The organism is Celeribacter sp. SCSIO 80788 (assembly GCF_051054295.1).
Taxonomy (GTDB): domain Bacteria; phylum Pseudomonadota; class Alphaproteobacteria; order Rhodobacterales; family Rhodobacteraceae; genus Celeribacter.
Map to the genome: position 1 here is coordinate 1,559,082 of NZ_CP150482.1, position 18,774 is coordinate 1,577,855.

At 63.2% G+C, this 18,774-nt stretch carries 17 protein-coding genes and 1 tRNA gene; 14 read left to right on the forward strand and 4 right to left on the reverse strand.

The window, feature by feature from the left end:
- Positions 1–18 precede the first annotated feature (18 nt).
- Positions 19–927, forward strand: a complete 909-nt coding sequence (locus tag V1471_RS07835) for a LysR family transcriptional regulator (protein WP_434287803.1) — start codon at positions 19–21, stop codon at positions 925–927.
- 6 nt (positions 928–933) lie between these two features.
- Here V1471_RS07835 and V1471_RS07840 read toward each other — a convergent pair whose 3' ends face one another.
- The gene (locus V1471_RS07840) at positions 934–1,698 is read right to left on the reverse strand and encodes a GntR family transcriptional regulator (RefSeq protein ID WP_434287804.1); all 765 of its coding nucleotides are present in this window, start codon (positions 1,696–1,698) and stop codon (positions 934–936) included.
- Between the two features lie 181 nt (positions 1,699–1,879).
- Between V1471_RS07840 and V1471_RS07845 the strand changes: the two genes are divergently transcribed.
- The 8 genes from V1471_RS07845 to V1471_RS07880 all read left to right on the forward strand — a co-directional run bounded on the left by V1471_RS07845 (position 1,880) and on the right by V1471_RS07880 (position 10,597).
- A complete protein-coding gene (locus V1471_RS07845; RefSeq protein ID WP_434287806.1) occupies positions 1,880–2,884 on the forward strand; it encodes an aldo/keto reductase in 1,005 nt (334 codons plus the stop codon).
- A 201-nt stretch (positions 2,885–3,085) separates the two neighbouring features.
- Positions 3,086–4,117 carry a carbohydrate kinase family protein gene (locus V1471_RS07850; RefSeq protein ID WP_434287808.1) on the forward strand — a complete coding sequence of 344 codons (1,032 nt, stop codon included), beginning with the start codon at positions 3,086–3,088 and terminating at the stop codon, positions 4,115–4,117.
- Entirely contained in the window at positions 4,114–4,695 is a 582-nt protein-coding gene (locus tag V1471_RS07855; protein WP_434287810.1) for a TIGR00725 family protein, read from the forward strand. Before V1471_RS07850 ends, V1471_RS07855 begins: the two co-directional genes overlap by 4 nt.
- Positions 4,696–4,759: 64 nt before the next feature.
- On the forward strand, positions 4,760–5,833 hold the full coding sequence (locus tag V1471_RS07860) for a BMP family lipoprotein (protein ID WP_434287812.1): 1,074 nt from the start codon (positions 4,760–4,762) through the stop codon (positions 5,831–5,833).
- Positions 5,830–7,413 (forward strand): ABC transporter ATP-binding protein, encoded by a 1,584-nt coding sequence (locus tag V1471_RS07865; RefSeq protein ID WP_434287814.1) that lies wholly within the window; start codon positions 5,830–5,832, stop codon positions 7,411–7,413. The genes V1471_RS07860 and V1471_RS07865 overlap by 4 nt, the downstream gene beginning before the upstream one ends.
- A complete protein-coding gene (locus tag V1471_RS07870; RefSeq protein WP_434287816.1) occupies positions 7,410–8,591 on the forward strand; it encodes an ABC transporter permease in 1,182 nt (393 codons plus the stop codon). The genes V1471_RS07865 and V1471_RS07870 overlap by 4 nt, the downstream gene beginning before the upstream one ends.
- A complete protein-coding gene (locus tag V1471_RS07875) occupies positions 8,588–9,511 on the forward strand; it encodes an ABC transporter permease (protein ID WP_434287818.1) in 924 nt (307 codons plus the stop codon). Before V1471_RS07870 ends, V1471_RS07875 begins: the two co-directional genes overlap by 4 nt.
- 24 nt (positions 9,512–9,535) lie before the next feature.
- Positions 9,536–10,597 (forward strand): Rieske 2Fe-2S domain-containing protein, encoded by a 1,062-nt coding sequence (locus tag V1471_RS07880; RefSeq protein ID WP_434287820.1) that lies wholly within the window; start codon positions 9,536–9,538, stop codon positions 10,595–10,597.
- 6 nt (positions 10,598–10,603) lie between these two features.
- Here the strand turns inward: V1471_RS07880 and cyoE are convergent, their stop codons facing one another.
- Positions 10,604–11,560 (reverse strand): heme o synthase, encoded by a 957-nt coding sequence (gene cyoE, locus V1471_RS07885; protein WP_434287822.1) that lies wholly within the window; start codon positions 11,558–11,560, stop codon positions 10,604–10,606.
- Positions 11,561–11,964: 404 nt separating this feature from the next.
- Here cyoE and cyoA point away from each other — a divergent pair, with 404 nt between their 5' ends.
- The 5 genes from cyoA (at position 11,965) to V1471_RS07910 (ending at position 16,819) form a co-directional block, all read left to right on the forward strand.
- Complete coding sequence (gene cyoA / locus V1471_RS07890) at positions 11,965–13,038, forward strand: ubiquinol oxidase subunit II (protein ID WP_434287823.1); 1,074 nt, start codon at positions 11,965–11,967, stop codon at positions 13,036–13,038.
- A complete protein-coding gene (cyoB, locus tag V1471_RS07895; RefSeq protein WP_434287824.1) occupies positions 13,031–15,028 on the forward strand; it encodes a cytochrome o ubiquinol oxidase subunit I in 1,998 nt (665 codons plus the stop codon). The genes cyoA and cyoB overlap by 8 nt, the downstream gene beginning before the upstream one ends.
- Positions 15,025–15,630 carry a cytochrome o ubiquinol oxidase subunit III gene (gene cyoC, locus V1471_RS07900; RefSeq protein WP_066711263.1) on the forward strand — a complete coding sequence of 202 codons (606 nt, stop codon included), beginning with the start codon at positions 15,025–15,027 and terminating at the stop codon, positions 15,628–15,630. Before cyoB ends, cyoC begins: the two co-directional genes overlap by 4 nt.
- On the forward strand, positions 15,630–16,046 hold the full coding sequence (gene cyoD, locus V1471_RS07905) for a cytochrome o ubiquinol oxidase subunit IV (protein ID WP_434287826.1): 417 nt from the start codon (positions 15,630–15,632) through the stop codon (positions 16,044–16,046). Before cyoC ends, cyoD begins: the two co-directional genes overlap by 1 nt.
- A 65-nt stretch (positions 16,047–16,111) precedes the next feature.
- Positions 16,112–16,819: an SURF1 family protein gene (locus V1471_RS07910; RefSeq protein WP_434287828.1), complete on the forward strand. Its 708-nt coding sequence runs from the start codon at positions 16,112–16,114 to the stop codon at positions 16,817–16,819.
- Positions 16,820–17,211: 392 nt separating this feature from the next.
- On the opposite strand, the gene V1471_RS07915 is transcribed toward V1471_RS07910, so the two are convergent.
- A tRNA-Leu gene (locus V1471_RS07915) sits at positions 17,212–17,298 on the reverse strand.
- Positions 17,299–17,445: 147 nt separating this feature from the next.
- Positions 17,446–18,774, reverse strand: coding sequence for a peptidoglycan-binding domain-containing protein (locus V1471_RS07920; protein ID WP_434287830.1), 1,329 nt, complete (start codon positions 18,772–18,774; stop codon positions 17,446–17,448).

Consider the following 18,774-nt stretch of genomic DNA (forward strand, 5'->3'; position numbering starts at 1 on the left):
ATTGTCTAGATTGACCCCATGAACAAGATCAATTTCAACACTTTCGATCTCAACCTCGTGCGGGTTTTTCTCGCACTTTGGGAACAACGTTCGGTCACCGCCGCGGCGGACCGGCTGAACCTGACCCAGCCTGCCGTCAGCCATGCGCTCAAACGGCTGCGCGATCATTTCGACGATCCGCTGTTCACCCGCGTCGGCAAGGCGATGGAGCCCACCACCGCCGCACGTCGCCTCTACGTGCCGTTCAAGACCTGTCTCGAGACCCTGCGCGAAACCATGACCAGCCACGGAGATTTCGACCCGGCACAATCGACACGGGTCTTTACCATCGCCATGTCGGATATTTCCGAAAGCTATGTGCTGCCCCGCGTTCTGGCGCCGCTTCTGAAACAAGCACCGGGGGTGCGCATCCGCTCGGTCCAGCTCGAAGCGCAGGAGATCGAAAGCAAGCTGCGCTCCGGGCAGGTCGATATGGCTTTCGGCTACCTGCCGACGTTGGCGGCTCCCGAGTTCGAAAGCACGTTTCTGCTGGAGGACCGGTTCCTCTGCATCGTGCGTCAGGATCATCCCTGTCGCGACGAACGGCTGACGCCCGCGACCCTCTCGTCCCTCGAATTCGTCGAGGTGGCGGTGCGCGCGACGGGCTACCAGATGGTTCGCAGCCTGTTGCAACAGAATGGCATCGAACAGAACATCCGCGCCCAGATCGAACATTTCACGGTGATCCCAGAAATCGTGCGCTCCACCAATCTCGTCGCGATCTACCCCGCTTCGGTTGCCACAAGGCTGCGCGAAAGCGGTGAATTCCGGACGCTGGAACTGCCCGCACTGTTCCCCTCGGTGGATGTCTGCACCCATTATCATTCGAATTTCCGCAGCGATTCCAGCATCGTCTGGCTCAACACCCTGATGCAGACACTGTTTTGAGGGCCGTCAAAGCGCCTCGTCCGTCTCCGCTCCGACATTGAGCGCCACGAGATCGAGCCGCACAAGATATTTCGCCAGAAACACCGGCCGCCCGTTGCGCGACAGCACCGTGGTCAGCGACACCATCGGCACCTCCGGTCCGAGATCGGCAAACCCGCTGCGCGGTCGCCCGCCGGTGCTGGCATCCGACAGACGCCACAGGGTCGCCACACATTTCGAGCGGAACTTCGGCCCCAGATCGTTGAGCAGACTGCCCGACACCGGCGCATCGTCCAGCGGGCGGGCCTCCTTGAGCACGTCGAGCGGCACCGCTTCGAGCGCGGAGACCACCGGCGTCTCGCCCCGCAGGAACAGGGTCTCGCGCGACAGCAACTCCGGTTCGCTCTCTGGCAGGTTCAAAAGCGACCGGCTCCAGTTCGTCGTGCTGATCGTGCCGTGGCGCATCACTTTCGCCGTCAGCGCCCCGGCCCCGGTGACGATCTCCTCAAGCGGCGCGCTGAAGGCCGGGGGGCGTTTGCCGGGGGCGGCCAGTTGCCGCCGCCGCGGGTCCGCCGCGCGCTCGATCACCCCGTCCTCTTCCAAAAGCCGCAACGCTTCGCGCAGCACCGTCCGGCTGACGCCCAGATCCTGCGCCAGTTGCACCTCCGGCGGGATCACCGCCCCGGGGGCCGCATTCCGCCGCAGCACTTCGACAAGCTGATCATAGACCTGTACCGACAGCGCCCGGCGGTCTTTCACACGTTGAAATTTCAGCGGCTGATCACCCGTCATGCGCATTCCTTTGTGATCTGGCCTTTGCGGCCCGAACGTGACGGATTTATTTTAGCCACATCGCGGGCACGGCACAATCCAAAGCACGACAGTGGGCTTACTACAGACCCAAAATCCATTGTTGAACAATGATGGAAAAGATGCATGACTGAGATGAAATCTCATCATCTGGATCACGCATATGCATATGAACACCCTCGGGCGCTCCGGGCTTTCGGTCTCCTGTTTCGGCCTCGGCACCATGGCGCTCTTGACGTCGAACAGTGAAGACGAAGCCATCCGCCTCACCCACAAGGCGCTCGACGCCGGGATCAATCTGATCGACACGGCGGATATTTACGTCAATGGCACCGTCGAAACCGTACTCGGCAAAGCTCTCAAATCGCGGCGGGACAAGGTTGTTCTGGCGACCAAGGTTGGCCTGCCGATGGGCGGCGATCCGGCGCGCTCGGGCGGCGGCCGCGCATGGATCAGCGAAGCGGTGGAGGGGTCGCTCAAACGGCTTGGAACCGATTATATCGACCTCTACCAACTGCACCGCCCGGACCCGAAAACACCGATCGAAGAGACGCTGCGCGCCTTCGAAGACCTGATCAAGGCGGGCAAGATCCACCACATCGGAAGCTCAACCTTCCCGGCGGAACGGATGGTTCGGGCGCAATGGGCGGCGGAGCGCGAAAGGGTCACGACCTTCACCTCAGAACAGGCTCCTTACTCGATCTTCGTAAGAGGAATCGAGGCCGAAGTCCTGCCAACCTGTCAGCGCTATGACATGGGCACACTGGTCTGGAGCCCCTTGAACGGCGGCTGGCTGACCGGTAAATACCGGCGCGACACGGCGGCGCCTGCGGGCTCGCGCGCAGCCTCCGGCAACCCGTTCGTCCGCGCCGACGATGCGGCGAAGCTCGCCCTCGTCGAAGCGCTCGCACCGCTGGCCGAAAGCGCCGGGCTGAGCCTCATGCAGATGAGCCTCGCCTGGACCCGCGCGCACCCGGCCGTGACCAGCACGCTGATCGGCCCGCGCACCGAAACGCAACTCGACGCGCTTTTGTCCGCCGCCGACATCACACTCGACGAAGATCTGCTCGACAAGATCGACGAGCTGGTCGCCCCCGGTCGCAATGTCGACCCGCGCAACGCGGGCTGGGTGCCTGAGGGTCTCGCCAAGGCGGCACGTCGACGCTGAGACGACAAACGCCCGCAAAACACGCGAAAGCCGACTGGCGGGCGCAAAAACGGCTCAAAAAATACGCAAACATCGCTTTGCGCCTCATTCCCTCAAATTCAATAGAATTCATTGTTGAACAATGAAACATACCGCATAGCCTCTCCCCATGACCTTGACAAAGATCGCCTGCGCCCTCCGATGACTCGCCCGAACGGACATATGACAAACCCCGCCGCCCCGATCGCGATCGTCGGCTCGTTCAGCATCGACAGCGTCGTCACACCGGACGGCACGGCCCTGCCCGCAAAGCCCGGCGGCAATGCGCTCTGGTCCGCGATGGGGGCCTATCTCGCCGGGCGCACGCCGCGCATCGTCGCCCGCGTCGGATCGGATTATCCCGCCGAGGTGCTCAAGCGGCTCCGCGGTGCGGGGTTCGATCTCGGCTCCCTCATTCGCCTGCCCCGCCCGCATCCGGTGCGCGTCAGCTACGTTCACATGCCGAACGGCGAGCGCATCCAGCCGGTCCCGGAGACCCTGCTCGCACCGATGCCGGAGCAGACCCGCGCCGCGTTCATCGACACGACGCAGATGCCGGAAACGCTTGTCGAAGGCGCCCCCACGCCCGGAGACATTCCCGCCGACTGGCTGACCGAGGTGGCCCACTGGCATCTGCCGCTCCTGCCTCTGGCGCGTCACCGCGCTTTGGTGGCGGCTCTGGCGGGCGCCCGAGGCACGGTGCAGGCCGATTGCCCGACCCGCCAGGAACTGATTGGCGCGCCCTTTGCGCGACTGGAGCCGAGCCTGTCGAAGATCGACATTTTCCTGCCCTCGACCTCGGATTTCGATGTCTTTGCGCCGGATCTCGACGTGATCACGGCACTCAGGGCGCTCCGGGCCGTCGGCGCGAAGGATCTGGTCCTCAAGGCCGGAGCCGACGGTGCCTATATCCTTGAAGATCAAACCCTTTTGCATCTTCCCGCCTATCCCGCCGCACCGATGGACCCAACCGGGGCGGGCGATACGTTTTGCGGTGGTTTTCTCGTGGCGCGCGCGTCCGGCGCAAGTCTGCGAGACGCGGCGGCCATGGGGGCGGCCTGCGCCTCGTTCGCCTTGGAGACCGCCGATCCGCTCGACCTGCTCGGGATCGATCCGCTTGACGTGATCGGTCGCATGGAAACGCTGCGCGCAGCCACCAAAATTTTGGACATGCCTCGCGCGAAATCGCAATTCGCAAAGGAGGAACAGCCATGACGCGCATGATCACCATCGGCCTGATCGGACGTTCGAGCCGACCGGGCGAAACCCTTCCTCCCGTCTTGCTCGACGCCGCCGAAGCGGTCGGCAAAGCGGTGGCGCAGGCGGGTGCTGCGCTTGTCACCGGCGGCACCGGCGGGGTTATGGAGGCCTCCAGCCGGGGCGCGAAAGCGGCGGGCGGGCTGACCGTCGGCTTCCTGCCCTATGGCGACGCAGAAAAGGCCAACGCCTATTGCGACCTCGTTTTCCCCACCGGTATGGGCACGATCCGCAACATCCTGACCGCGCGTTGTTGTCACAGCCTGATCATGCTGGGCGGCGGGGTCGGCACTTTGAACGAATTGACCGTGGCCTATGACGCGGGCGTGCCCGTGGTGGCGCTCGAGGGCTGTGGCGGCTGGTCGGACCGGCTGCGCGACACGCTCTACGATGGCTGTTACCTCGACGAACGCCGCGTGCTTCCCGTCAGTTTTGCGGCCACTCCCGAGGAGGCCGTCGAGATCGCACTGAGCCGCGCACACGAACCGCGCACCGGCTCGAAACTTCAGGCGCTCACCGGCTGGGCCGGGGGCTAAGACGCAGAAAGACCAGACTTTTCACCTCCACACACCTGTCGACTTGCAACGCACGGAGCCTCATATGACCGAACGCACTGACCTCCTGACTTTCCCGCTTCTGACCTCCCAAACCCGTCGCGCCCTTTTGTTTTCGCTCGCAACCGCCGTCGCCGGGGCGATCCTGCCCCTGAGCGCCCGCGCGCAGGAGGATGCGGTCTGGACCATGATCACCGACCAGAACGGGTTGGGCGATCACGGCTTTAACGATCTGGCCAAACTGGGCCTCGACCGCTCGGTCGAAGCCTTCGGCGGCCGCGCGCAGGTCATTCAGTCCACCGACCAGTCGCAATTCGTGCCGAACCTGTTGCAGGCGGTGGCGGGCGGCTCCACCATGGTCGTCGGCGTCGGATCGCTTTTGAACGACGCGCTGACCGAGGTGGCGATGATGAAACCCGACGCGCATTTCACCCTGATCGACGCCGTGTCGGTCGATGATGCGGGCAAGCCGCTTGAGAATGTCGCAAGTGTCACCTTCCGCGAACAGGAAGCCGCCTTCCTCGCCGGTGTCGTCGCTGCGATGACCTCGAAAACCGGGCATATCGGCTTTGTCGGCGGCATGGAAACCCCGCCCGTCGTGCGCTTTCTCGCGGGCTACAAGGCGGGCATCGCCTCCGTCGATCCGGAGATTGAGGTGGCGCATGCGTTCGTCGGCTCCTTCCGCGATCCGGCCAAGGCCAAGGTTCTGGCCGAGGGCATGTTCGACAGCGATGTCGATGTGATCATGGATGTCGCAGGCGGCGGTGGGCGCGGGATTTACGACGCGATCATCGCCGAGGGAGCGGATCACTGGGTGATCGCCGCCGACACCTGCAAAGGCCATCTGGCGCCGGACAATTTCCTGACCTCCGCCGTCAAGGATGTGGCGGGCGCGGTGTTCTACGAGAACAAGGCCGTGCATGACGCAACCTTCGTGGGCGGGCCGCAGAGCCTTGGTCTGGCCGAAGGCGCGGTCGGCCTCTGCGCCGACAACATCGACACGCTGCCCGCCGAGGTTCTGGCCAAGGTTGAAAGCGCCAAGGCCAAGATCATCGCGGGCGAGCTGACGCCGCCGGACACCTATGAGGCGCTCGACGCCTTCGTTCCGGGTGAGTTGTGAGCGGGGCAGACGCCTCTCAGCCCGCGGCCATCCGGCTCGCGGGCATCGACAAGCGGTTTGGCGCGGTCCACGCCAACCGCGCCATAGACCTGTGCGTCGCCCCCGGCTCGATCCACGGGCTTTTGGGCGAAAACGGCGCGGGCAAATCGACGCTGATGAAAATCCTCTTCGGCATGATCCGCGCCGACGCAGGCACGGTCGAGATCGACGGTGCAGCGGTGGCGTTTCGGTCCTCCGCAGAGGCGCTCAGCACCGGGATCGGCATGGTGCAGCAACATTTCAGCCTGATCCCTGCCTTTTCGGTGGTGGAAAACCTGATCATGGGCCGGACGCGCGGATCGGTTCTGTCGCGCCTGTCGCGCAGGCTCGATCTGAAAGCGGCGGCGGAGCGCGCCCAGGAGCTGTCCGACCGCTTCAGCTTTGGCATCGAGCCCACGGCAAAGGTCGCAACGCTCTCGGTGGGTGCCCGCCAGAAGGTCGAAATCCTCAAGGCGCTCTGGGGCGGCGCGCGCACGCTGGTGCTCGATGAGCCGACGGCCGCACTGTCGCCGCCCGAGGCGGAAGAGCTTTACGCTGTGCTACATCGTTTGCGCGCGGAGGGCACGACCATCGTGCTGATCAGCCACAAAATGCCGGAAATCATGCACTTGTGCGACCGTGTTACTGTGTTGCGCGATGGTGCGGTGGTGGGCGAGGCAGAGCTTAAGGGCAAGGCGCTCGGGGATCCTGCCGTGCGCCAACCCATCGAGGCCGCGCTTGTCACCATGATGATCGGGCGCGACAAGCCGGCCTTGCCGGAGCGCGCAGCGCTCGACGGCCCGGTCATTCTCGACATGCGCGGCCTGACGGACGGCAGCCGCCTCGGCCCGCTGGACCTCAAGGTGCATGGCGGCGAGATTGTCGCCGTGGTGGGGGTCGAGGGCAATGGCCAGAGCGAATTGGTCGAGCTTTTGATGGGGCTCCGAAAGGCACGCGACGGCATGATCGGCATCGACAATCACAACGTCGTCGACTGGCCGACCCAGCGCCGCCTGAACGCCGGGCTCGCGCATATTTCCGAGGACCGCCACGCCACGGGTGTGGCCGACAGCATGTCCCTGATCGACAACGCCTCGATCGGTTTTGTCGATGGCGCGCCCTTTAGCGGCTCGCCCCTGATCCTGTCGCAGAAACAGCGCCGGGTGTTTACCGAGGTGCTGATCGAGCGCCATAAGGTCCGCACCCCCTCGCCCGATCTGCCGATGGCCTCGCTGTCGGGCGGCAACCAACAAAAACTCGTCGTCGGGCGCGAACTGGCCCGCGCCCCCCGCCTGATGATCGCGGCTCAGCCGACGCGGGGGCTCGACATCGGCTCGACCGTCGCGGTGCAGGACGCTTTGCTGCGGCTCCGCGCCGAGGGCAATGCGGTGCTTTTGTTGAGCCTCGATCTGAGCGAGGTTTTCGCCATCGCCGACCGGCTTGTCGTCCTGCGCAAAGGGCGGATCGTGGGCGAGATGGTCGCGGCCGAGTTCGACATCGACCAGATCGGCCGCTGGATGTCCGGCGCCGCCGACACGACGCAAATGGAGCGCAGAGCATGAGACCGAAACGCCCCGCCCTTCCCGGTTCCGGCATGGCCCGGCTTGCGCCCGATGTGGCCGAGGCCATGGCGACCCGCGCAAGTGCGCCGCGCGAGATGGGCGCCTTTGTGGCGCAGACCCGCGACCGGGCGCGCACCTTCGCAGGCCGCGCGCTGATTTTCGCGCTGACGCTGGGCGCGGCGATGCTCTGCGCCCTGCCCTTTATCCTTTTGTCCGGCGCCGATCTCGGCACCACGGGCGAGGCGTTTTTCAACGGCGCGCTCGGGTCGCAATTCGCCATCGCCGAAACCCTGATCCAGATGATCCCGCTGCTGATTGCGGGGCTGGCCGTGGCGATCTCATTCCACGGCGGGCTTTTTAACATCGGCGTCGAGGGCCAGCTTATTTTCGGCGGGCTCGTCGCGGGCGTGATCGGCGCAGAGGTTAACGCGCCGCCGATGATTCTCACAGCGCTCTGCCTTTTGGGCGGCATCGCGGGCGGTGCGTCCGCCGCGCTGATCCCGGCGCTGCTCAAGGCCTATCGCGGCGTGCATGAGGTTGTGACCACGATCATGGTCAATTTCATCGCGATCAGCGTGGCGCTCTATGCCGTCTCCCCCGCAGGTCCGTTTGTCTCCGCCACGCAACCCTCGGCGACCGAGAAAATCCCCCGCGACGCGCGGCTCTCGATGATCTGGGACGGCACGAGGCTGCATTCCGGGCTGATCATTGCGCTGATCGCCGTTGTCGGCATCTGGTGGCTTCTGTATCGCACGCCTTTGGGTTTTCGCATCCGACTTTTGGGCGCCAATCCCGGCGCGGCGCGGGCCTCCGGGGTCTCTGTGCCGCGCATCACCATCGCCACGCTTCTGATCTCCGGCGGTCTTGGCGGGCTTGCGGGCGCGGTGCAGGTCTTGGGCGTCTATGGCCGGTTTTTCGACGCGTTTTCTGCCGGTTACGGATATGACGCCATCGCGGTCGCGCTTCTCGCCGCGCTCTCACCCATCGCCATGGTGATCTCCGCCTTCTTCTTCGCCATGCTCGATTCCGGCGCGGTTCAGATGCAGGCTGTGGCGGGCATCAGCCGCGAAATGGTCGGCGTGGTGTCGGGTCTCGTCGTGGCCTTCGTGGCGATCCAACCGGCGATTTTACACCTCTGGTCGCGCCTGCGCCGCCCCTCTTCCGGAGAGACATCATGAGCGATTTCATCACCCTCTCGCTGTTCGCCTCGATGCTGCATCTCGCCATTCCGGTGATCCTGCCGATGCTCGGCGGGCTGCTCTGCGAACGCAGCGGGGTCGTCAATATCGGGCTTGAGGGCATGATGCTGGGCGGGGCTTTCGGGGCGGTGGCGTTTTCCTACCTGACCGGCAATCCGTGGCTCGGGCTTTTGGGCGCGGTCTTCACCGGCGCGCTCACGGGCGGACTTTTGGCCGTCATGTCGGTGTCCTTGCGGGGCGATCAGGTGATCGGGTCGACCGCGATCAACCTGATCGGCGCAGGCCTGACCGCCGCCCTTGTGCCGATCATCTGGGGCATCGACGGCACCACGCCGAGCGTGCCGAAAGTGCCGACGCCGCCCCTGCCATTGGTCGGCGACCTGCCCCTGATCGGGCCGCTTCTGGCGGAGTTTTCCTTCATCGATCTGTGCGCCTTTGGCCTCGTGTTTCTCGTCTGGTGGGTGTTGATGCGCACCGATATGGGGCTGCGGCTGCGCGCCTGTGGCGAAAGCGCCGTGGCCGCCGATGCCGCCGGGATCGACGTCACCCGCGTGCGCTTCATCGCCGTCACGCTCTCGGGCGTGTTGGCGGCGCTTGGCGGGGCGTATCTGTCGATCGTGACGCTCGATCTGTTTCAGGCCTCGATGACGCAGGGGCGCGGGTTTCTGGCGCTCGCCGCCATGGTCTTTGGCAAATGGCGGGTGGGGCCGGCGTTCCTCGTCTGTCTGGGCTTTGGCCTTGCCGATGCGGCCGCGCTTCGGGCGCAGATCTTCACCGACGATCTGCCGCATGATCTTCTGTTTGCCCTGCCGTATATTCTTGCGCTGGTGGCGCTTGCGACCTTTGTCGGGCGCGCCTCCGGCCCCGCCGATGTGGGCAAGCCCTTCCGCCGCGCGTAACCTGAAATCTAAGAGGACACGACCATGTATGTCAGCGAAATCCCCGCCCTGCGTGATTATTGGTATCCGGTCGCCTATAGCGCCGATCTGACCGACGCGCCGAAAGCGGTGCGGCTTTTGAGCGACACTTATGTGATCTGGCGGGCGGCGGGCGGCAAGGTAGCCTGTGCCATCGACGAATGCCCGCACCGCGCCGCGCGTCTGTCGCAGGGCTGGGTCGAGAATGGCGATATCGTCTGCCCCTATCACGGCTGGGCCTTCGACGGCTCGGGCGCCTGCACCCGCATTCCGCAGAACGACCCGGACAAACCGATCCCGCCGCGCGCTCGGACCCTGCCGATGCTGGTCGAGGAGAAATACGGTCTGATCTGGATGTGCGTCGGCATGCCGCGCGAGGATATTCCGACGCTGCCAGAATTGGAGCAGGACGGGTTTACGCTCATTCACGAGATGATGGAGCTGTGGGACACCTCCGCGCCGCGCGTGATCGACAATGCGCTCGACATTTCCCACGTCGCATGGACCCATCGCAACACCATCGGCGACAGCAACGCCTCGCAGTTCGAGAGTTTCGAGATAAACCGCAACGGGCACGATCTTTCGGCCCGGATCAGCTACCGCGCCCGCGTCACCGAGGCTTTGCGCAAGAACACCGGGCTGACGGGGGATTACACGATCCGCGTAACCAATTCGAAGCTGGTTCAGCCCTTCATGTACAAGGATGTGATGGAGTATGAAAACGGGCTCCGGCATGTGCTCTACAAGACCGCGACGCCGGTGGACGACAGCCACACGTTGTTTTGCCAATTCATCGCCCGCAATGACAACCCGGATGCCGAAAAGATCGCCGGGATCGTGGCGCTCGACCGACGCATTCAGGCGGAGGACAAGGAATTGCTCTCGGGCGTCAGACCGGAGTTTCCCCTCGACATCCAGACCGAAATGCACACCCGTGCGGACCGGATGACGGTCGAGTATCGCAAAATTCTGGCCGAACTTGCCGCGGAGAATTCCGATGTGACGCCGGACGAGGCCTGGGCGCGCCCCTTCCTCGCCGCCGTCAAGGCGCAGCGCGGGCCGCGCTGATCGGCTTTACCAACCGCTGAGACCCTGTGCGTGCAGCAGCGCTTCGACCAGAAGCGCACAGAAATGCAGGAAGAGATAGCTGAGCGAAAGGCGGAACAACCGCCGCTCGGCGCGCTGATTGTCGGCTTCGGCCTCGTCTTCCGTGCGGCGGAACACCGCCCATGCGCCGATCAGAAAGCGCAGGTTCAGCACGCCCGCCACAGCCAGATAGACCGGCCCGCCGATGGAGGTGAGACCCAGCGCCAGAGAGGTCGGGATCAGCACCAGCGTATAGCCAAGGATATGGCGGCGCGTTGAAGGGCGGCCATGGGTTTCGGTCAGCATCGGCACGCCCGCGCGACCGTAATCGGATTTCACGAACAGCGCCAAGGCCCAGAAATGCGGCGGCGTCCACATGAAGATCAGCGCGAACATCAGAAGACTGTCGATGGAGATGCCGCCCGTGGCGCAGGCCCAGCCGATCATCGGCGGCAGCGCGCCGGAGGCGCCGCCGATCACGATGTTCTGCGGCGTCGCGCGCTTCAGGAGCACCGAATAGATCACGACATAGAAGAAGATGGTGAAGGCCAGAAGCCCGCCCGCGACCGGATTGGCCACCAGCGACAGCACCCCGACGGAGAGCACGGAGAGCACCAGCCCAAGGATCAGCGCCTCATGCGCATTCACCCGCCCTGCCGGGATCGGACGATTGGAGGTGCGGTGCATCTTGGCGTCGATATCGGCATCCCACCACATGTTGAGCGCGCCGGAGGCACCGCCGCCCAGCGCAATGCAGAGGATCGAAAGCGCGCCGCGGATCGGGTCCATCGGCACGGGCGCCACAAGCAGGCCGACAAGCGCCGTGAACACCACTAGCGACATCACCCGCGGTTTCAGAAGAACGATGTAATCGCCCGGCCGCGCCGGTCGGGGGTCGCTCATAGCCTGCGTAAGCGTCGGATCGGTGATCGTCTGCGTCCTCATGTCATGATGCCTTTGATATGTGCGTTGCATCCTTGGGATGCGTTTTGCCGTGTCATAGGACAGCCGCGGGGCGCGGGGCAAGATGTGAGAGCAAATTCTTGTGACACATCACGAAAGCGTGCGAATCCGCGCAAGCGACTCGATTTCAACCAAAAGCGCAACAGAAGCGCACAAATAAACATAAATTAAATATGTACCTTTTAGCTGATGTCACAAATACGTGAGGACCGGCTTGAAAAACCAAGTTTTACGACCATGCGACAGAATGACACAGAGCACCATGCCGCAGCGCCGCGTTAGCGGATGTCGCAACCGCGCCCGGCCCCGGGTTTCCGACCCGCCGCCGTGTCCGGAAAAGCTCATCAAGAGGCACGCACGCATTGCACACATCAACGAAAATACTGTTGGCACTGGCCGGCGCATTTGCGCTTTCCGGGTGCCAGTACGACGTTCTGTCGCCCCAGGGCTGGGTGGCGGGACAGGAACGCAACCTGCTTCTGATCGCGACGGCTCTCATGCTCATCGTGATCGTCCCGGTGCTGATCATGGCCGTGTACTTCCCGCTGAAGTACCGCGCCGATCGTGACGACCAGTCCGATTACGATCCGACCTTCGAGCACTCGACCAAGATCGAGGTCGCGGTCTGGGGCATTCCGATCCTGATCATCATCGCGCTGGGGTGGCTGACCTATGTCTACACCCACCGGCTCGACCCCTACCGTTCGCTCGATCACCTGAATGCGGGCGAACCGGTCGAGGTTCAGGCGGTGTCGCTCGACTGGAAATGGCTGTTCATCTACCCGGAATACGGCGTGGCCTCGGTCAACGAACTGGCGATCCCGGAAGGCCGTCCGATCAATTTCCGTCTGACCTCCTCGACCGTGATGAACACCCTGTCGATCCCGGCTCTGGGCGGCATGGTCTATTCGATGACCGGCATGGAAACCAAGCTGCACCTGATCGCGGACAACACCGGCACCTTCTTCGGTCGTTCCGCGCATTACTCCGGCCCCGGGTTCTCGCAGATGCATTTCGACACGCTCTCGATGACGGACGAAGATTTCGACGCCTGGATCGAGAAAGCCAAAACCGAAGGTGCGGCGCTGACCCGTGCGAGCTATCTCGCGCTCGAGAAACCGACCATCGACGAACCGGTGAGCTACTACGCCTCCGTCGAAGCCGGCCTGTTCGACCGCGTCGTCGAGATGTGCGTCGAAGAGGGCAAGGTCTGCATGGGTCACATGATGATGCAGGACGAGCTTGGCGGCGGTGGCCTCGCGGGTATCCCGGCAGCGAATGCCTATAGCTACGACCGCGCCCGCACCATCGACGGCTTCGGCAACCCGGTTGAACTGCCGGAACTGCCGACCCCGGATCTCGAAGCCTTCCACGAAGCCTTCTTCAACGACCCGGCGGCGATCTGCGGCCCGGAAATCATCAGCGGCTATCTGAGCACGGAGACTAAAAACAATGGCTGACGGATACGTGCAACCGGCCGAGACGTTCTCGCCGATCTTCGGGCGTCTGACGCTCGACTGGATCCCCTATCACGAACCGATCCTCATCGCGACCTTCGCAGGCGTGGCCCTTGGCGGGCTCGTCGTGCTGGCGCTGATGACCTATTTCAAGCTTTGGCTGCCGCTGTGGCGGGACTGGGTCACCACGGTCGACCACAAGAAGATCGGCATCATGTATATGGTGCTGGGCTTCATCATGCTGATCCGCGGCTTTGCCGACGCGCTGATGATGCGGGCGCAACAGGCGATGGCCGCAGGCGGGGCCGAAGGTTATCTGCCGCCGCACCACTTCGATCAGGTGTTCACCGCCCACGGCGTGATCATGATCTTCTTCGTGGCCATGGTGTTCATCACCGGGATCATGAACTATGTCATGCCGATGCAGATCGGCGCGCGTGACGTGGCCTTTCCGTTCCTGAACAACTTCTCGTTCTGGATGACGGTGTCGGGCGCGCTTCTGGTGAATATCTCGCTCTTCGTGGGCGAATTCGCCCGGGTCGGCTGGCTGGCCTTCCCGCCTCTGTCGGGGGCAAGTTACAGTACCGGACCGGGGATGGATTACTACCTCTGGGCGCTACAGATCGCAGGGGTCGGGACGACGCTTTCGGGCATCAACATGATCGCCACCGTGCTTAAGATGCGTGCGCCGGGCATGAAGCTCATGGACATGCCGATCTTCACCTGGACGACGCTGATCACCAACGTGCTGATCGTGGTGGCCTTCCCGGTGCTGACCGCCACCCTGTCGCTGCTGACGCTCGACCGCTATTTCGACTTCCGCTTCTTCACCAACGACTTTGGTGGCAACGCGATGATGTATATCAACCTGATCTGGATCTGGGGTCACCCCGAGGTCTATATCCTCATCATCCCCTGCTTCGGCGTGTTCTCGGAAATCGTGTCGACCTTCTCCGGCAAACCGATCTTCGGCTACAAGACGATGGTTTGGGCCACGGCCTGCATCATGGTGCTGTCCTTCGTGGTGTGGCTGCACCACTTCTTCACCATGGGCTCCGGCGCCAACGTCAACACCTTCTTCGGCATCACCACGATGATCATCGCCGTGCCGACCGGTGTGAAGATCTTCAACTGGCTCTTCACCATGTACAAGGGCCGCGTGCGGCTCGAGGTTCCGATGCTCTGGACCATTGGCTTCCTGATCACCTTCACCATCGGTGGGATGACGGGTGTGCTGCTGGCCGTGCCGCCGGTCGACTTCCAGCTTCACAACACGCTCTTCCTGATTGCGCACTTCCATAACGTGATCATCGGCGGCGTGGTGTTTGCGGTCTATGCGGCGGTCTCCTACTGGTGGCCGAAAGCCTTCGGCTTCCGCATGAACGACACATGGGGTCGCCGCAGCTTCTGGTTCTGGTTCACCGGTTTCTATGTCGCCTTCATGCCGCTCTATGCGCTTGGCCTGATGGGTGTGACCCGCCGGACCGCCACATACCCGGATGCGGGCTGGCAGCCCTATTTCATCGTCGCGGCCTTCGGTGCGGTGCTGATCCTTCTGGGTATCGTGTCGACCTTCATCAACTTCTACGTCTCGATCCGCGATCGCAAACAACTCGCCTGTGGCACCGATCCGTGGGATGCGCGCACGCTGGAATGGGCGACCCAGTCCCCGCCCGCGCCGTATAACTTCCCGTTCGATCTTCAGATCACCGGGCGCGAGGCGTTCTGGACGATGAAGCAACAGGGCTTCACCTGGCCGACCACCGGCTACAAACCGATCCATATGCCGAAAGGCACCGCCTTCGGTGTGCTGATCGCCGGTGTGGCGCTGGTGTTCGGCTTTGCCATGGTCTGGTACATCTGGTGGCTCGCGATCCTCGCCTTTGTCGGCATGATCGGCCTCGGGATTTTCCACACCTTCAACTACAAACGCGACTACTACATTCCCGCTGAGGAAGTGAGCGCGACGGAAGCAAAAGGAGCAGCGGCATGAGCCACTCCGCCCCCGCAAGTGTGAGCGTCGTCGACCACGACGTTCACCACCAGAGCCCCACCCCCATCGGGTTCTGGATCTACCTGATGAGCGACTGCATCATTTTCGGTTCGCTCTTCGCCACCTACGCGGTTCTCGGCGGCAGCTTTGCTGGCGGACCCGGCCCGAAGGATCTGTTCGAAGCGGGCTTCGTGGCCATCGAAACCGCGCTTCTGCTGATCTCCTCGATCACCTTCGGTCTCGCCATGCTGCGCGCCGACAAGAAGGACCAGAGCGGCACACTGATGTGGCTGGCGATCACCGGCCTCTTCGGGGCTGGCTTCATCGCGATGGAACTCTATGAGTTCAATCACCTGATCCACATCGGCGCGGGTCCGAGCCGGTCGGCCTTCCTGTCGTCCTTCTTCGCCCTCGTCGGCACCCACGGGTTGCACGTCACGGGCGGGATCATCTGGCTCGTCACCCTGATGGTGCAGATCGCGAAACACGGTCTCGGAACCGCGAACATGCGTCGCCTCGGTGCGCTGTCGATGTTCTGGCACTTCCTCGATCTCGTGTGGATCGGTGTCTTCTCCTTTGTCTATCTGGTGAGGTTGGTCTGATGGGTCACGATACGCATTCCGCACACGGGCACGATCACGGGCATGACGACCACGGCTCCGGCCACGGCACCATGTCGCAACTGATGATCGGTTTCGCGCTGGCCGCGATCCTGACCATCGTGCCCTTCGGTCTCGTCATGGGCGAGGTGGAAATGAGCCGCACCACGCTGATCGGTATCATCATGGCCTTTGCCGCCGTGCAGATCATCGTGCATCTGGTGTTCTTCCTGCATCTGAACACCTCCTCGGAAGAGGGCAGCACCTTCATGGCGACCCTGCTCGCCGTGATCATCCTGTTCATCGTTTTGGCAGGCTCGCTCTGGGTCATGCACAACATGAACGAGAACATGATGCCGAAACACGACATGGAGCAGCAGCTCGAACAGATGAAGAGCCTTCAGTCCCAGCAGGGCTGATCTTCTCTGACATAAACTTTCGCCGGGGCCCGCGTGGCCCCGGCTTGCTATCAAGGGGACCCTTCATGCGCCTGCGCCTTCTCATCGTCCTGATCCTCGCCGCCCTCGGCATCACCGGTTTCATGAGCCTCGGAATCTGGCAGGTGCAGCGTCTGCACTGGAAGCTCGACCTGATCGAGCGGGTCGAGGCCCGCATCCATGCCGCCCCCGTCCCTGCCCCCGGCCCGAACCTTTGGCCTACGATCACCCGCGAGACAGACGAATACACCCGCGTGACCCTCACCGGCAGTTTCCTCAACGACGACACGGTGCTGATCTACACGCCATCGGATTTCGGCCCCGGGATGTGGGTGCTGACGCCGCTGCGATTGGCGGATAGCACCATTGTCATGATCAACCGCGGCGTCGTCCCGCAGGACCACGCCCTCTCGGGGGACTTCAGCCATGTCGAAGGCGAGACCACCGTCACCGGTCTTCTCCGCATCACTGAGGACAAAGGCTGGCTGTTCTCGCAAGACAACGATCCGGCAAATGGCAAATGGTATCGCCGCGACATCGCCTCGATCACCTCGGCCAAGGGCTTTGATCAAGCCGCGCCGTATTTTGTCGATCAGGAGCTCACGGCCCCCACCGGCTGGCCGCGCGGCGGGCAGACCGTGGTGAGTTTCCGCAACGCGCATCTGAGCTATGCGCTCACATGGTTCGCGCTGGCCGCCGTGGTCGCACTCGGCGCCGCTTTGGTGCTGCGTCACGAGCTGCGCCGCAAGCCCTGAACCACCCCCTCTGCACCCAGCAACGGCGTGATCGTTCAGCCCGGCCCCCTGTCTCCTGGGCGATGCCCCGCGCAGATTTCAAACCACACGATTATGGAAATGCAAACAATGGCGGCGAGCACTCACATCGTGATTCAAAAGCTATGAAAGTCAGATCGGTGAGTGGGAGCCGCAAACGCAAGACTGCTTTGAAGACCGGACCGAACCCCTGTTCACCCTTCGTGCAATCCTTTGAAAATGCATGAAAAGGTCATATTCCCGCACACAACCCGGTTGCGACACGGACCTTTGCAAAAGGCGTTCTCTATGAGTGAAAGCGAGGAGTGACAATCCCTTAAATCGCCTAGCCTCGTTAAGGCTTTGGCCGGATTTTATACCCTTCCGGAGAAGAGTGGTGCGGTCGAGAAGACTCGAACTTCCACGGGAGTTACCCCACAGCGACCTCAACGCTGCGCGTCTACCAATTCCGCCACGACCGCACTGTCTAGGCTTGGTGAGGGGCTATGTAGCGAAGCGGTTCGGGGAAGTGAAGAGGAAAATGAAGGGGGAGGCGAATTTTTTTCCGCCTCCCCCGAAAGCTGTTGTGACAGGGGAGGGGCGCCCCCCTGCCCGGCCTCACATGAGGCTTATTCCGTGACCGAAAAACTCGGCAGCGTGGTGCTGGCCGGAACCGGCGCAAGCGTGGCGGGCGCCGGAGCGCCAGAGACGGAGAAGGCCGCCTTGCGCAACAGCCCGGTGCGTTCCGGCTGACCCGGAGCAAACACCGCAGGCACACCGCTTTCAACGGCGGCCAGGCTGTCCTCATACCAGGCCTTCGCCAGATCGGGCCGCTGGCTGACACCGACGCCCTGGCTCAGGTGATGGCCCAGCAGCTCGCCATAAGCACGCTCGCCCAGCGCCACCAGAAGCAACGAGGAAGCCAGCGCCACATCCATCTTGTCGGTGCGATACCCGACGGAGAGACAGATTTTCGCCGTGCCCGACAGCTGCGCCGGAGACATGCCGGAGGCGAGTACGAAGGAGGAGGTGTCCATCAGAACCTGATCGCGCGGCTTGAGCGACAGCGCCGCGATCTGGGTGGTCATCGAGGGCACCAGACCCTCGCATTGCGCAGCGATCTGCTGCGGCGTGAACCCCTGAACTTTCGAGATCATGTCCTCGCCCTGCGAAATCGCATAGGTGCGCGCGAGGCAAAATTGTTCGTTGAGCGCCTGGTTCGGATCGGACATCGACGCTTCGGTCACGAACCCGCCGTTGGTGTTGGTCAACAGAGAGACCTTGTTGCAATGCGACGCGAGCGACACGGTCGCGCCGTTGCCGAGGAAATTGGGCATCGCGCCTTCCGGCGTGGTCGGAGCCGCGGCGGCAAAACTCGGCATCGTCCCCGGCTGCTGCGTCGGCGCGGGCGCGGCTTGCGGCATCACCGGATTGACCACGACGGTGGTCATCGGCGCGGCCGCCATGGTGGCCCCCACCGCACCGCCGCTGGCCATTTCGGAACGATATTGTTTCAGAAGGCCGCGCGTGCCGTCCGGGTTGGCGGCCACAAGCTGGGCGGTCTGAGCCCCTCCGGCCTGGGCACGGTTATAAGACGAGATCAGCAACTCCTGCTCGTAGGGCGAGAGCTGGCCGGTCACCGGATAGCCGAGATAGGCCTGATAGGAGGACACGGCGTCGCGGGTCTTTTGCCCAAGCTGACCGTCCACCGTACCGGCATTGAAGCCGAAATAATTGAGGGAGGCCTGAATCTCCTTGCCCTCCTGCGTCGAAGGCAGGCGCGGGCGATAAGAGGTGGTGCTGGTGGTTTTTCGCTTCGGTTGCTGGCTGGCAGCGCCCAGCAAACCGCCGATCACGGCTCCGGCGATAAAATCGCCGCCATCGGCCTGAACGCGCGACGTGGTCCCCATCACAAGGACGGTGGCCAGAGCTGCGGAAATGACATGTTTGAATCGCAT

Coding starts and splice junctions, on each gene's coding strand:
- V1471_RS07835 (WP_434287803.1), top strand. CDS start 19: ATGAACAAGATCAATTTCAACACTTTCGATCTCAACCTCGTGCGGGTT.
- V1471_RS07840 (WP_434287804.1), bottom strand. CDS start 1,698: ATGACGGGTGATCAGCCGCTGAAATTTCAACGTGTGAAAGACCGCCGG.
- V1471_RS07845 (WP_434287806.1), top strand. CDS start 1,880: ATGCATATGAACACCCTCGGGCGCTCCGGGCTTTCGGTCTCCTGTTTC.
- V1471_RS07850 (WP_434287808.1), top strand. CDS start 3,086: ATGACAAACCCCGCCGCCCCGATCGCGATCGTCGGCTCGTTCAGCATC.
- V1471_RS07855 (WP_434287810.1), top strand. CDS start 4,114: ATGACGCGCATGATCACCATCGGCCTGATCGGACGTTCGAGCCGACCG.
- V1471_RS07860 (WP_434287812.1), top strand. CDS start 4,760: ATGACCGAACGCACTGACCTCCTGACTTTCCCGCTTCTGACCTCCCAA.
- V1471_RS07870 (WP_434287816.1), top strand. CDS start 7,410: ATGAGACCGAAACGCCCCGCCCTTCCCGGTTCCGGCATGGCCCGGCTT.
- V1471_RS07875 (WP_434287818.1), top strand. CDS start 8,588: ATGAGCGATTTCATCACCCTCTCGCTGTTCGCCTCGATGCTGCATCTC.
- V1471_RS07880 (WP_434287820.1), top strand. CDS start 9,536: ATGTATGTCAGCGAAATCCCCGCCCTGCGTGATTATTGGTATCCGGTC.
- cyoE (WP_434287822.1), bottom strand. CDS start 11,560: ATGAGGACGCAGACGATCACCGATCCGACGCTTACGCAGGCTATGAGC.
- cyoB (WP_434287824.1), top strand. CDS start 13,031: ATGGCTGACGGATACGTGCAACCGGCCGAGACGTTCTCGCCGATCTTC.
- cyoC (WP_066711263.1), top strand. CDS start 15,025: ATGAGCCACTCCGCCCCCGCAAGTGTGAGCGTCGTCGACCACGACGTT.
- cyoD (WP_434287826.1), top strand. CDS start 15,630: ATGGGTCACGATACGCATTCCGCACACGGGCACGATCACGGGCATGAC.
- V1471_RS07910 (WP_434287828.1), top strand. CDS start 16,112: ATGCGCCTGCGCCTTCTCATCGTCCTGATCCTCGCCGCCCTCGGCATC.
- V1471_RS07920 (WP_434287830.1), bottom strand. CDS start 18,774: ATGCGATTCAAACATGTCATTTCCGCAGCTCTGGCCACCGTCCTTGTG.